The sequence below is a fragment of the Thiothrix sp. genome, assembly GCF_028714775.1.
Lineage (GTDB): Bacteria > Pseudomonadota > Gammaproteobacteria > Thiotrichales > Thiotrichaceae > Thiothrix.
Map to the genome: position 1 here is coordinate 243908 of NZ_JAQTLS010000003.1, position 13581 is coordinate 257488.

Here is a 13581-nt window from a genome sequence, read left to right on the forward strand (position 1 = left end):
GGCATCACCTTACAAAGCTAAAAAAGACGCTTATCAGGAGCGGGGGCTCCTCATTACGCCACATTCCGGTTTAAGTGTAGATAAAAACGCGCTATCTTTCACGGCAGAAGCGGGGTGCACCGTAATAATTGTCGCGTTCTGTACCAAAAGTTGTAAAAATGTCACATTGGATTATAGTCAGTGAAACTAACAATTGTTTCGCCGTTGAGCAAGAAACATAGCATCACCGTAACTAAAAAAGCGATAACCTCGACAAACGGCATGTTTGTAACTATTTAAGATCGTGTCGTACCCCGCAAACGCCGATACCAACATCAATAACGTTGATTCTGGCAAGTGGAAATTAGTAATCATCGCATCCACCACCCTGAACTGATAACCGGGCGTAATGAACAAACGGGTATCTCCTTGAAAAGGCGCTAGAACCCCACTACGGGCAGCACTTTCAAGACTACGCACCGAGGTCGTACCGACTGCCACTACCCGTCCACCCCGTGCCCGACACCCCGCAACCGCTTCACAGACTTGCGCGGAAACTTCCACATATTCAGCGTGCATGACATGCTGGGACAAATCTTGCACCCTGACTGGCTGGAACGTCCCCGCACCCACGTGCAAGGTAACAGCCGCCGTTTCCACCCCTTTCTGGCGCAATGCCGACAACAGTGCGTCATCGAAATGCAACCCTGCCGTAGGCGCTGCCACCGCGCCCGGTTTCTGGGCAAAAACCGTCTGATAACGTTCGCGGTCGGCAGGCGTATCTTGGCGCTCAATATACGGGGGCAACGGCACATGCCCGTAGCACTCAAGCAATTCCAGCACGGTTTCCGCGTGCAGGAAACGCACCTCGAACAAATCGCTCTGCCTCCCGCTCACCTCTGCATCTATGGCATTTTCCAGCCGCAAACGGGTTCCCGCTTTGGGTGATTTACTGGCACGGATATGCGCAAGCACGGAATGTGCGTCCACCACCCGCTCGACCAGCACCTCTACTTTACCGCCTGATATTTTTTGCCCATGCAGACGCGCCGGAATCACGCGGGTGTTGTTGAACACCAGCAAATCACCGGGCTGGATCAAATCCTGCACGTCAGTAAATTGCCCGTCACGGCATGAACCCGTTGCACCGTCCACGATCAACATCCGGCTAGCCGTGCGTTGTGCCAAGGGTTCGGAAGCAATTAGCTCCGGGGGAAGCTCATAATGAAAGTCACTCAGTTGCATGGGAACGAATCTTACCAGTTTGTAAAATTTCTTTCGACAAATGCAAAAAATCTTTGTAGAATACGCAACCTCAACATCCTAGCCGGGATGGCGGAATCGGTAGACGCAGCGGATTCAAAATCCGCCGATGGTAACATTGTGCGAGTTCGAGTCTCGCTCCCGGCACCAAATTTTCCCTCCTTGACATTCGTCAACACCCAAAACACCTTCTCAAGCAAACACTTATCCATTCAGTTGTTCGTACTTCTTCGCCAAAATTCGCCTATAGCCACTGTAAACAGGTACATGAAAAGGTACATGGCAATTGTACGCAGACATAGGCGTGGGGCTTGGATCAGCATTTCAACCTTGAAATAATAGGGATACCTGCTTGCACTGAGGTTCCCGAAAATGGTCAATGAATCACCCCAAACTGCCCATTTTTTCTGGTCAGCAGCACTATCGCTGCTGCTGGTAGGACTTTTCCTGACGCCGTTGCGCACGGTTGACTTGTGGTGGCAACTCGATAGTGGTCGCTGGGTGCTGGAACACGAGCAGTATCTGGGTCGAGAAGTGAATTCCTTCAGTATGCCCGGCGCGGCTTGGCCTAATTTCTCTTGGCTGTTTCAGGTGCTGATTGCTAGCGTAGAATGGGTGGGTGGTCTCTGGGGTCTATTGCTATTCAAAGCTGCCGCATGGTGGCTGATCCTTTTTCTGCTGCTACGCAGCGCTAGGGTGGATACCCCCATGGCGATGCTGCTCGCGCCACTGCTGTTTTCTTGGCAGATATTTCCACTCATGTACTTGCGCCCGCACTTGTTCGAGGGTGTCTTTCTTGCCTGTGCCGTCTGGTTGTTCCATCGCCAACGCAATTCACGTGACCCACTCTGGTATGGCCTGCTTATTCTCATCTGGGCTAATTGTCATGCCTCGGTGATGGTAGGCGCGGCGGCACTGGTGCTGCACTATGTCTGGGGGGCGGATTTCAGGCCACCGGCACTGCGGGAACTGTTACGGCGTTTGCCGGTTGGCTTGTTGCTGGGGATGCTGGTTTTTGCCACCCCCAATGGTTTCGGGATTCTGAAAGTGCTACTCGCACATGCCGATGGTGAATACCTGCACGCTTATATCCGGGAATGGTTCAGCCCAGAAATGATGCCGCCATTGATGTTCGTGGCACTGCTCGCCATTGCCACAGGCGCTTTGGTGCGGCGTGATTTGCTGACCCCGGCAGAGTTATTGTTGATTGGGATTTTCCTGATCATCGGCGGTAGCAGTAAGCGCTTTCTGTATGAACTCGGCCTGCTGCTGATTCGACCTTCGGCTGTCTTGCTCGGCTTGCTGTTTGCGCGTCTTGTTAACCGGCAATGGTTGTACGGGGGATTACTCATCACCCTGCTGACGGCAATTTATTGGCCTCCATTCGTTTGGGGCAAGTTACACACAGCAGATTACCCCGTAATGAAAGGGCAGTTTCCGCATGTCGCAATGGCAGTACTACAGCCGGTGTTGAAGGGCGAACCGGAACTGCGGGTTTGGAATGACTATGGCTGGGGTGGTTATCTGGAGTGGCACGGGCGAGGACGCCTGAAGGTTTACATTGATGGCAGGACACCGACCGTGTTTACCGAAGAAATGATGCTCAATGAGAAACTAGCCAGCTCCCGCCCACAAATGCTCCGTTCCCTGTTGAATCACTGGAAGGTGGATGCCATCGTGCAGCGGCGGGAAGCTTCTTTGCCAATTCCACCCGGAGACCCTACTTGGACGCTGGTTGGCTTCGACAGCATCTCAGTCATCTATCTGCGTGCTGATTTAGCGCAACGTTACGGTTTGTCTGGCATCGGGTTTGATCCTTTCCGCCCGTGGCCTTCAGTCGATGCCTGGCATGTCGGGCAGGCGGTGCAAAATGTTCGCAGCCTGTTGGCATTGGATGCAGATAATGATCTGGCTTGGCAGCAGCTTGGTCAGTTACTGGGCTGGAGTTGGGCGGGAAGTGATGAAAACGTCCGGGCGCGGGCGATGGAGGCATTCCAACGTGCGATTGACCTCAACCCCCAGAATGGCTCCGCACGCTTGGGGCTAGCGTGGTTGCGCAAAAGTGCGGGGCAAACACCGCAGCAAGTGGCGCAACCTGTGCTGGAATTGCTTGATGATTCAGGCACAAACGGGTTCATGGGGCTTGAAGTAGAGCTGGCATCGCTGCTGTTGGATACCGGGCATCCACAACAGGCCATCAAGGTTTTGTCGCCGGATGACTGGCGCTATCACCAGCAATTGGATATGAATTTCAACGTGTGGTCGCTGCGCATGAAAGCCCATTCAGCCTTGGGTGAACGGGAGGCGGCGGAGTTTGACAAGCGCATGGCGGAACAACTGGCGCTGGATGCGGGGCATCGCCCCTGATAACGTAGCCCAACCAAGCAGCCTGTCCGCATCTAGCTTTCAGGCTACGTCAGTTGGTTTTTGTCATTACTTAGCTGGCGCGGCAGCAGGAGCAGGAGCCGCAGCAACCGGCGGCATCCAACCAGAAACAACACCTGCTGGCGGCTGGTCAATTACCCGTTCGCCTGCATTCAAGCCAGACACTACTTCTACCTTGCCATTGCCTTGGTCAGCGCCTAAACGCACCAGACGCAGTTCCGAGGTATTATCCGCTTTCACCACCAATAAGCTCGGCAAACTGGTTCCTTTCATCAAGGCGGTGGCGGGGATGGTCATAATCTGGGAATCGCCCGCTTTACCTTCCGGCAAATAGATTTCAGCATACATACCGGGCGCGGCGGTCACTTCCACCGGCACATCAAACTTGACAGTCACGGTATGGCGGGCGGGGTCAGCAATGGGGTAAATTTCTGCAACACGCACGGAAGTTTGCACACTGCCATCAATCCGCGCGGCGACCACCATGTCTTTGCTGAGATTACCCACCAAACCTGACGGCACATCGGCTTGCAAACGCTTGTACTTCACGTAACCGAATTTAACCAACGGTTGCCCCGGTTGCACGGTATCGCCGACTTCCACCATCTTTTCCATGATGATGCCTTCAAACGGCGCGTAAGCACTGGCATCACGCAACGCAGAATCAATTTCCTGCAATTGCGACATGGCTTGCTGGAGGCCACCTTGCGCTTGTGATACGCCCGACGCGGTATTCGCCAAATCCGCCTGACGTCCCGCTTTGGAGTCGTAACTGCCCAGCATGGAATTGGCGAAAGGGCGCACTGCCATCATGTCAAACATGGCAGGCATCCCAAAACCCGGCATTGCCCCCACGTCCTTACTGCGCGGTGAAACCAATTCGCGGTTATATTGCGCTTGGGCATTTTGCACACCCGATTGGGCAATCTGGATTTGCGCCAACACCGCATTACGTTTCGCCGTTAACTGGGTGTCATCCACCTGAAAAACCACTGCGCCCTGTTGCAGGGCAGTACCTACCCCACCCGCAACCTGTTTCACCACGCCGGGAATTTGCGCTGCCAGCGTCACCTCTTTATAAGGCACAACCGTACTGCCCAGCACCGAGCGTGAATGGGAACCTGTCATTTCAATCGGAACGATTTCAGCAGCGTGTAAGGCGGGAAGTGAGCAGGCAACCAACACCGTTGCCAGCCAACCTGATACCTGTTTCCTTGTAGCCATCTGGCGTATTTCCTCAAAGCGTCATGTATTATTAACCGCAGGAATCCCTGCGAATTTTCAAGGAAGTTACCACCATCAGGTGGTTAACACCAGTAAAAGTATAGCGCAACCCGCCTTAGGCAGACGCGCCGAATACCTCACGCTGCAAGCCACTCAATTGCACCAGCCGCGCATTCAGGTTGAGGTTAATACCCCGCCACAGCGACTCTTGCCCTTCGCGGGTTTCCAGATACGGCATTATCGCCTGCTCCACGATATGGGAATGGTGGATGTCCAACTCGATATGCCCGATAAATAATTCCAGCGCGTCGTCATCCAGGCCCGGCACGGTACGCAAACCTTTCAGCAACATGCGGTAATATGGCGGGATCGGCCATTCGCCCGCAATGCCCGCCACGCCAATCGCCGCCAGCCAATCCGTGCCTTGGGTGATGCGCATCATGGTGTCGATGTAACCCTGCTGTTCCGGGGTAATCGGTGGATTGGCAATCTCTTCCTCGCTGATGTCCAACGCCCGCATGAATTTGCGGTAGATTTCCATGTGTGAACGCTTGGAATTACCGTTACCGTATTCGTCGTACAGGATTTCCGTCATGACCGCCTGAATGTTCTCATCCGGCGTTACCCCCAAAGCACACGCCTGATACAAGCGGGTACGCAAAATATGCGGGTAATACAGCAACGCAAACGTCCGCGCCTGTTGGCGTGAAACCGGCTGGGTGGAAACCATTTGCAAGAAGGGATGGCGCAAAAACGGGTGTTCCGCCACGCGGGTTTTCAACTCTTCAAGAAAAACAGGTGCGTTCACGTAAGGATACCTCCTAAAATGGGCTAGGGTCGCCAATGTAACAAGAACAGATTATGAACCCAAATTGTCCATAAGTTTCCGCTGGTATACTACTGAAATATGTTCCATAAAACTTTACGATTCATCAAAGCATTGCTGCTGGCACTCTTCCATGATATGCATCAGGGCAATATTACGTTGCGGGCAATGGGGCTGGTATACACCACCCTGCTGTCGCTCGTGCCGCTGCTGGCCTTGAGCTTTTCCGTGCTGAAAGGTTTTGGCGTCCACAACCAGATGGAACCGCTGCTGCTGCGCCTGCTCGCGCCGATGGGGGAAAAAGCGGCTGAACTGACCCAACAAGTGCTGGGCTTCGTCGATAATGTGCAAGTCGGCGTATTGGGCTTCGCGGGTCTGGCAATCTTGCTTTACACCGTGGTATCGCTGATGGAAAAAGTGGAGGAAGCGTTTAACCACGTGTGGCAAGTCAAACGCTCGCGTTCGCTATCGGCACAATTCCGCGATTACCTCAGCTTGGTGCTGGTCGGGCCGGTACTGATTTTTTCCGCACTGGGCTTATGGAGCTCCTTGAATGGCATGGAACTGGTGCAATTCATTACTACCACCGAACCTCTCGGACAAATACTCGGCACGCTGGTACAAACCAGCCCGACCCTGCTGATCGTGCTGGCATTCACCTTCGTCTACCTGTTCATGCCGAATACGCGGGTAAAACCGTGGGCAGCGTTTGGCGGGGCGCTCTTTGCCGGGGCTACATGGCAGGTCGCAGGCTGGCTGTTTGCCGTCTTTGTGGTCAGTTCTGGGCAGCAAACCGCGATTTATTCCATCTTCGCCAGCCTATTCCTCTTTATGTTGTGGTTGTACGTTAGCTGGATCATTGTGCTGACTGGGGCGCGGCTAGCGTATTACTTCCAGTACCCGGACGCGGTTTACCTGCCCCACCAGCCGATAGCAACCAGCGCCCAAACCAGCGAATTGCTGGCAGCGGTGGTATTACGCGAAATCGGGCAACGCTTCCTCAGCAAACAAGCGCCACCGACACTGGACGAATTGCGCCGCTCCACCCAAGTTTCACGCTTTCTGCTGGAAACCTCGCTGGAAGACCTGATCAGCTACGGCATCCTCAGCCGCGACGATGAAGACCCTGCGCATTACCTGTTACGGATTTCGCCGGATAAATTGACCGTGGAAGACATCCGCCGCAGCTTCTGGCTGGGTGATGCCAAGCAACAGCAACAAGCCAAACAGCTTCAACAGCAAACCCGGCTGGCGGATACGTGGCTGGAACAAACTTACGCAAACCCGAGCACAACCTTGCAAGCATTGCTGGAAAATACCCGCGATACAGAAAAAGCACAGGATCAGGAAGCTACAGCCCAAAAACTGTAGGCGGAAAAAAACCTGCTGTTAAAAGCAGGTTTTTTAAATAGATGGCGCATCCGGAAGGATTCGAACCTCCGACCACCTGGTTCGTAGCCAGGTACTCTATCCAACTGAGCTACGGATGCGCTGTAGGAAGCGGCGCATTATGCGCATTTCGCTAAAGTTGGTCAAGAAAAAATTTAAACTTTTTAATTAACCGTTCAGAACCAAAATGGCGGAGAGGGCGGGATTCGAACCCGCGATGGGCTTATGGCCCATACTCCCTTAGCAGGGGAGCGCCTTCGGCCTCTCGGCCACCTCTCCATTTGGGTACTTTGCGAAGGCGGTAAGAATACCTTTCAAATCGCAGAAGGTAAAGCCTTAATTCGTATTTTCTTCAACTACCAATGGTTCTGTGAATTCGTGACGGATACGTTCGTAAATTTCTTCACGGTGAACCGCAACGTCCTTGGGTGCATTGATCCCCAGACGTACTTGATTACCTTTTACGCCTAGTACCGTAACGCTAACTTCATCCCCAATCATGAGGGTTTCACCAACCCTGCGCGTTAGAATCAACATACCGCAAACTCTCCATATCGCTGCATTGACATCACCCAACCCTGTGATCACTTACCCAGGCGTTCACCCCTGACGGGCATGTTCAACAATCACACATAGGCACTGAACTTAAGCTGAACTGTCTCACTTAAATGTTGCTTTCTTACCATAGAGTGCCGAAAAGCAACACCACTGTCCAGAAATTATATAGTTATCAGATATTCACCCAAAAAGAAACCCGCTGTTGTCGTTTTTTCGCAACAGCGGGTTCTTTCAAACACGAGCGGCTAGTGAAACTTAAGCCCCTTGCGCCAGACCGAAAGTGTCGTGCAACACGCGCACCGCCAGCTCCAGATACTTCTCATCCACCACCACAGCCACCTTAATTTCGGACGTGGAGATCATGCGGATGTTGATACCTTCGTCCGCCAGTGTTTTGAACATCTTGCTGGCAACCCCGGCATGTGAACGCATACCCGCGCCTACAATCGCTACCTTGGCAATGTGCTCATCACCCGTGCATTGCTTTGCGCCCATCGCTTCGGCAGTCTTGCACAGGATTTGGCGGGCTTTGGTGTAATCGTTTTTATGCACAGTGAAGGTAAAATCCGTTGTGCCATCCGAACCGATGTTTTGCACGATCATGTCCACTTCGACATTGGCGTCGGAAATCGGCCCCAAAATCTGATAGGCCACGCCCGGACGGTCAGGCACACCCAGCACAGTCAACTGGGCTTCATCACGGTTAAACGCAATACCACGGACGGATACTTCTTCCATTACTTCTTCCTCACGAGTGACCAGCGTGCTTTTACCTTCACCAAATTCATCAAAACTGGAAAGCACGCGGATAGGCATATCATATTTGTAGGCAAATTCGACCGAGCGGATTTGCAGCACTTTGGAACCTTGGCTAGCCATTTCCAGCATTTCTTCCAAGGTCAGGCGCGGAATGTGGCGGGCTTTAGGCTCCACACGCGGGTCGGTGGTGTAAACCCCATCCACATCGGTGTAAATCTGGCATTCGTCGGCTTTCAAAGCCACTGCCAGCGCCACACCCGTGGTATCGGAACCGCCACGACCGAGCGTGGTAATGCTGCCATCGGCGGCAACGCCTTGGAAACCAGCAACTACTACCACTTTGCCTTCGCTTAAATCCTTACGGATCGGGGCGGCATCAATGTCCACGATGCGGGCTTTGGTGTGGGCATCATCGGTGAGGATGCGTACTTGCCCGCCCGTGTAAGAACGTGCTGGCTGGCCTTTCTTTTCCAACGCCATTGCCAACAAGCCGATAGTAACCTGCTCGCCCGTGGACAGGATTGCGTCTTTCTCACGCTCCGAACCTTGTGGGTCAATGGCGTTGATCAAGGCGACCAGCTTGTTGGTTTCGCCAGACATCGCGGAAACCACCACGATGACATCATTGCCCTTTTGCTTCCAACGGATCACGCGGTCAGCGACAGCCGCGATACGTTCGGGCGTGCCGACGGATGTGCCGCCGTATTTCTGTACGATCAGTGCCATTGTTTACTGTTTACCTATTCAACCAATTCAAATTTTTGCGGCAACCCAAGCCTGTACTGAGGCCAGTGCTGCGGGAAGTGCTGCGGCATCCGTACCGCCACCTTGCGCCATGTCGGGGCGACCACCGCCCTTACCACCGATTTGCCCCGCCACAAAGCCCAGCAATTCGCCAGCCTTGATGTTAGCGGTTTCATCTTTGGTGACACCCGCGACCAAGCTGACTTTGCCATCGGCAATCGCCGCGAGGATGACCACCGCTTTGCCCAGTTTATTCTTTAACTGGTCAACGGTATCGCGCAGGGATTTAGGGTCAGCGCCTTCGAGGTTAGCTGCCAGTACGCGCACACCGCCGATTTCTACCGCTTGGTCAGCAAGGTTGGAACCAGCTTGCGAGGCCATTTTGCCTTTGAGCTGTTCCAATTCCTTTTCCAAAGCGCGATTCTTTTGCAGCAGCGTATCAAGCTTGTCGGTCACGTCGGCGGCATTGCCTTTGAGCAAGCGGGCAACGCTATCCAAACGGCCTGCCACATCGTTCAGCCACGCCAGCGCATTTGCGCCTGTGACGGCTTCGATACGGCGGATACCCGCAGCGACACCGCTTTCGCTGACCACTTTGAACAAACCGATGTCACCAGTACGGTTAACGTGGCAACCACCGCACAGTTCGGTGGAGAAACCGATTTTCAATACGCGCACTTCATCGCCGTATTTCTCGCCAAACAGTGCCATTGCGCCAGATTTTACTGCATCTTCCATCGCCATAACTTGTGCCAAAGTAGCGGCATTGGCGCGGATTTCGCGGTTAACGATGGCTTCCACTTCGGCAATTTGCGCAGACGTGACCGGATCAGGCTGCGAGAAGTCGAAACGCAGGCGTTCGGGCGTGACTTGCGAGCCTTTCTGTTCAACGTGTTCGCCCAGCACTTGGCGCAACGCGGCGTGCATCAAATGGGTGGCGGAGTGGTTGAGGATGATCGCTTGACGGCGATCAGCATCCACTTCTGCCGTAACCGTAGAACCAGCGGTCATTTCACCGGACTCTAATGTGCCTACGTGAATGAAGGTTGTGCCTTGCTTGCGCGTATCCGTGACACGGAACACACCATTGCTGGCACGCAACACGCCCGTATCGCCCACCTGACCACCAGACTCGGCGTAGAACGGGGTATGATCCAGCACCACACGGCCTTCGTCACCTGCCTGCAAGCTGCCAACTGCTTCGCCATTGCGGAACAGCGCGGCAACAGTGGATGTTTCTGCCAATAACTCGTAGCCGTGGAAGGCGGTAGCACCGCTCACGTCCAACTTGTCGCCGTAATCTGCACCAAACTTACCGGCAGCACGGGCGCGTTCGCGCTGTGCTTCCATCGCGCTTTCAAACCCGGCTTCATCCAACTTAAGGTTGCGTTCGCGGGCAATGTCACCAATCAGGTCAACCGGGAAGCCGTAAGTGTCGTACAACTTAAACACGGTTTCGCCGTCGATGGTATCGCCGGACATATTACCGATGGCCTCTTCCAGCACCTTCATGCCGTGTTCCAGCGTTTCGGCGAAACGGCGTTCTTCTTTTTCCAGTGCCTGCTCGACTTGCGGCTGCGCTTTAGCAAGTTCAGGGTAAGCCTTACCCATTTCATCCACCAGCGGTTGCACCAGCTTGTAGAAGAATGGCGCTTCCATGCCCAACTTATAACCGTGACGGATCGCACGACGGATAATACGGCGCAATACATAGCCACGCCCTTCATTCGATGGCAACACACCATCAGTAATCAGGAACGAGCAAGAACGGATGTGGTCGGCAATGACCTTGAGCGACGGGCTGTCAATGTCAGCGTTTTTCGCCAGTTCCGCACCTTTTTTCAGCAAGGTTTGGAACAGGTCGATTTCGTAATTGCTGTGTACGCCTTGCATCACCGCCGCCAGACGTTCCATACCCATGCCGGTATCGACGGAAGGCTTAGGTAGCAAATTCATCGTGCCATCTTTGGTACGCTCGTATTGCATGAACACGAGGTTCCAGATTTCGATGTAACGGTCGCCGTCTTCTTCAGGCGTTCCCGGTGGCCCGCCCCAGATATGCTCGCCGTGGTCGTAGAAAATTTCGGTGCAAGGCCCGCACGGCCCAGTATCACCCATCTGCCAGAAGTTATCGGAGGCGTAACGTGCCCCCTTATTATCGCCGATGCGGGTAATGCGGTCGGTCGGTACACCAATCTGCTGCGCCCAAATGTCGTAAGCTTCGTCGTCTTCGGCATAAACCGTGACCCACAGCTTACCCTTAGGCAGTTTCAGGGTTTCAGTGAGGAACTCCCACGCATACTTGATCGCATCTTGCTTGAAATAGTCGCCAAAGCTGAAGTTGCCGAGCATTTCAAAAAAGGTGTGGTGGCGGGCGGTATAACCCACGTTTTCCAAGTCATTGTGCTTACCCCCGGCACGTACACACCGCTGGGAAGTGGTGGCGCGGTGATAGGGACGCTGATCCATGCCAAGGAATACATCCTTGAACTGCACCATCCCTGCATTGGTAAACAGCAGGGTCGGGTCATTGCCCGGAATCAGCGAACTGGAAGCAATGATTTCATGGCCTTTGCTGGCGAAGAAATCGAGGAATTTTTGTCTGAGTTCAGCACTAGTCATAGGAAAACAGCTTTAATTGTCTCTGTATAAAAACCACGTCCGGCGAGAAAACGTGACTGCCGGGCGCGTTCCTTGAAATCGGTGGGCAAAGCCACCCCAAATTTTTTGGTACGTTGGGTTTGTGCCAACGCATCCCAATCCGTTTCGGCTTCCGCCAGTGCTTGGTTAGCGACACACTCACCAACACCCCGTTCGCGTAATCCATAGGCGATTTTCATCGGCCCATGCCCACGTGCAACAGATGAACGGACGAAACTCCCCGCATAGCGGAGGTCGTCAAGGTAGCCCAGTTCCTGCAATTTATCCAGCAACAAGGCGGTACTTTCGCTATCACAGCCTTCCTCTCGACGCAATTTCTGCGCCAGTTCATGACGGGAATGCTCGCGCTGCGCCAAAAGACGCAACGCCAGTGATTCACATGCCTGCACTTTACTTACAGGATGCCGTCATCAAGTTCAGGCACACTTGCTTCTTCAGAAGCAGCACTAAAACCCGGCGCTGTCATTGACGCTGCACGGATAGCTTGCTCAATTTCCGCCGCCGCGTCCGGGTGCTCTTTCAGGAATGTGCGGGCATTATCCTTACCCTGCCCAATTTTTTCACCTTTATAGCTGTACCATGCGCCCGCTTTACCAACCAAACCCTGCTTGACGCCGAGATCAACCAACTCACCTTCGCGGGAAATACCTTCACCGTAAAGGATTTCAAATTCAGCCTGCTTGAACGGCGGCGCTACTTTATTCTTAACCACTTTCACGCGGGTTTCAGAGCCGGTAATTTCATCACCCTTCTTAATCGCACCGATACGGCGGATGTCGAGGCGCACGGAAGCATAGAATTTCAGCGCATTCCCGCCAGTAGTGGTTTCCGGGTTGCCGAACATCACACCAATTTTCATACGAATTTGGTTGATGAAAATCACCATGGTGTTGGAACGCTTGATGTTCCCGGTCAGTTTGCGCAATGCCTGAGACATCAGACGTGCTTGCAGACCGACATGGGAATCGCCCATATCGCCTTCGATTTCAGCCTTCGGGGTCAACGCAGCTACCGAGTCCACGACTACAATGTCGACTGCACCGGAGCGCACCAGCATATCCGTGATTTCCAAAGCTTGTTCGCCATTATCCGGCTGGGAAACCAGCAAATCATCGACATTGACACCCAGTTTTTGCGCGTAAATCGGGTCAAGCGCGTGTTCCGCATCCACAAACGCGGCTGTACCGCCCTGCTTTTGGCACTCAGCAATCACTTGCAGGGTCAATGTTGTCTTACCGGAAGATTCCGGCCCGTAAATTTCGATCACACGGCCTTTGGGCAAACCGCCAATACCGAGTGCGATGTCCAGCCCCAACGAGCCGGTGGAAATAACGTCAATATCTCTGGCAGCGCTGGAATCACCCATGCGCATGACCGCACCTTTGCCAAACTGACGCTCGATTTGGCCTAAAGCTGCGGCAAGGGCTTTCTTCTTGTTCTCGTCCATGCGGACACTCCTTAGTAAATTCTGTAGTTAGGTGGCGAAAGACGCGATTATTCCATAAGGAGTTCCTGCAAGCCAATATTGGAAGATAAAAGCGGACATTTTCAGGCATTAAAGCGGCATTTGCCCGCCTCGCGCGAAAATCAGCGACAGGAGCGGCATAGGAAAAAGACAGACGAAAAAAAGCCCCGCGTTACGGATCACGTAAGCGGGGCTTTTAGTATTAGCGCCTGGCGTTGACCTACTCTCACATGGGGAGACCCCACACTACCATCGGCGATGCTGCGTTTCACTTCTGAGTTCGGGATGGGATCAGGTGGTTCCACAGCTCTATGGACACCAGGCAAAC

Annotated in this window: 10 protein-coding genes, 3 tRNA genes and 1 rRNA gene; 3 read left to right on the forward strand and 11 right to left on the reverse strand. The window is 53.6% G+C overall.

What is annotated here, in order from left to right:
* Positions 1–186: 186 nt before the first annotated feature.
* The gene (gene queA / locus PHE17_RS04055; RefSeq protein WP_301014535.1) at positions 187–1224 is read right to left on the reverse strand and encodes a tRNA preQ1(34) S-adenosylmethionine ribosyltransferase-isomerase QueA; all 1038 of its coding nucleotides are present in this window, start codon (positions 1222–1224) and stop codon (positions 187–189) included.
* Between the two features lie 81 nt (positions 1225–1305).
* On the opposite strand from queA, the gene PHE17_RS04060 reads away from it, so the two are divergent.
* Both PHE17_RS04060 and PHE17_RS04065 read left to right on the forward strand, forming a co-directional pair.
* Positions 1306–1392 (forward strand) — tRNA-Leu (locus tag PHE17_RS04060).
* Between the two features lie 222 nt (positions 1393–1614).
* Positions 1615–3609, forward strand: a complete 1995-nt coding sequence (locus tag PHE17_RS04065) for a hypothetical protein (RefSeq protein ID WP_301014536.1) — start codon at positions 1615–1617, stop codon at positions 3607–3609.
* Positions 3610–3675: 66 nt separating this feature from the next.
* Here PHE17_RS04065 and PHE17_RS04070 read toward each other — a convergent pair whose 3' ends face one another.
* Positions 3676–4851 (reverse strand): efflux RND transporter periplasmic adaptor subunit, encoded by a 1176-nt coding sequence (locus PHE17_RS04070; RefSeq protein WP_301014537.1) that lies wholly within the window; start codon positions 4849–4851, stop codon positions 3676–3678.
* 115 nt (positions 4852–4966) lie between these two features.
* Complete coding sequence (locus PHE17_RS04075; RefSeq protein ID WP_301014538.1) at positions 4967–5659, reverse strand: iron-containing redox enzyme family protein; 693 nt, start codon at positions 5657–5659, stop codon at positions 4967–4969.
* Positions 5660–5758: 99 nt separating this feature from the next.
* On the opposite strand from PHE17_RS04075, the gene PHE17_RS04080 reads away from it, so the two are divergent.
* Positions 5759–7048 (forward strand): YihY/virulence factor BrkB family protein, encoded by a 1290-nt coding sequence (locus tag PHE17_RS04080; protein ID WP_301014539.1) that lies wholly within the window; start codon positions 5759–5761, stop codon positions 7046–7048.
* A gap of 42 nt (positions 7049–7090) precedes the next feature.
* Here PHE17_RS04080 and PHE17_RS04085 read toward each other — a convergent pair.
* The 8 genes from PHE17_RS04085 to rrf form a co-directional block, all read right to left on the reverse strand.
* A tRNA-Arg gene (locus PHE17_RS04085) sits at positions 7091–7167 on the reverse strand.
* An 87-nt stretch (positions 7168–7254) separates the two neighbouring features.
* Positions 7255–7345 (reverse strand) — tRNA-Ser (locus tag PHE17_RS04090).
* Between the two features lie 57 nt (positions 7346–7402).
* Positions 7403–7603 carry a carbon storage regulator CsrA gene (csrA, locus tag PHE17_RS04095; RefSeq protein ID WP_301014540.1) on the reverse strand — a complete coding sequence of 67 codons (201 nt, stop codon included), beginning with the start codon at positions 7601–7603 and terminating at the stop codon, positions 7403–7405.
* Positions 7604–7879: 276 nt separating this feature from the next.
* The gene (locus PHE17_RS04100) at positions 7880–9109 is read right to left on the reverse strand and encodes an aspartate kinase (RefSeq protein WP_301014541.1); all 1230 of its coding nucleotides are present in this window, start codon (positions 9107–9109) and stop codon (positions 7880–7882) included.
* Between the two features lie 27 nt (positions 9110–9136).
* Positions 9137–11749 (reverse strand): alanine--tRNA ligase, encoded by a 2613-nt coding sequence (gene alaS, locus PHE17_RS04105; protein ID WP_301014542.1) that lies wholly within the window; start codon positions 11747–11749, stop codon positions 9137–9139.
* Complete coding sequence (locus tag PHE17_RS04110) at positions 11746–12177, reverse strand: regulatory protein RecX (RefSeq protein ID WP_301014543.1); 432 nt, start codon at positions 12175–12177, stop codon at positions 11746–11748. Before PHE17_RS04110 ends, alaS begins: the two co-directional genes overlap by 4 nt.
* A 5-nt stretch (positions 12178–12182) precedes the next feature.
* The gene (recA, locus tag PHE17_RS04115; RefSeq protein WP_301014544.1) at positions 12183–13235 is read right to left on the reverse strand and encodes a recombinase RecA; all 1053 of its coding nucleotides are present in this window, start codon (positions 13233–13235) and stop codon (positions 12183–12185) included.
* Between the two features lie 225 nt (positions 13236–13460).
* Positions 13461–13576 (reverse strand): 5S ribosomal RNA (gene rrf / locus PHE17_RS04120).
* Between the last annotated feature and the right edge of the window lie 5 nt (positions 13577–13581).

What these genes read in the sequence shown, in the direction of transcription:
- PHE17_RS04065 (WP_301014536.1), top strand. Translation starts at nt 1,615, where the DNA reads ATGGTCAATGAATCACCCCAAACTGCCCATTTTTTCTGGTCAGCAGCA.
- csrA (WP_301014540.1), bottom strand. Translation starts at nt 7,603, where the DNA reads ATGTTGATTCTAACGCGCAGGGTTGGTGAAACCCTCATGATTGGGGAT.
- alaS (WP_301014542.1), bottom strand. Translation starts at nt 11,749, where the DNA reads ATGACTAGTGCTGAACTCAGACAAAAATTCCTCGATTTCTTCGCCAGC.
- PHE17_RS04100 (WP_301014541.1), bottom strand. Translation starts at nt 9,109, where the DNA reads ATGGCACTGATCGTACAGAAATACGGCGGCACATCCGTCGGCACGCCC.
- recA (WP_301014544.1), bottom strand. Translation starts at nt 13,235, where the DNA reads ATGGACGAGAACAAGAAGAAAGCCCTTGCCGCAGCTTTAGGCCAAATC.
- PHE17_RS04080 (WP_301014539.1), top strand. Translation starts at nt 5,759, where the DNA reads ATGTTCCATAAAACTTTACGATTCATCAAAGCATTGCTGCTGGCACTC.
- PHE17_RS04070 (WP_301014537.1), bottom strand. Translation starts at nt 4,851, where the DNA reads ATGGCTACAAGGAAACAGGTATCAGGTTGGCTGGCAACGGTGTTGGTT.
- queA (WP_301014535.1), bottom strand. Translation starts at nt 1,224, where the DNA reads ATGCAACTGAGTGACTTTCATTATGAGCTTCCCCCGGAGCTAATTGCT.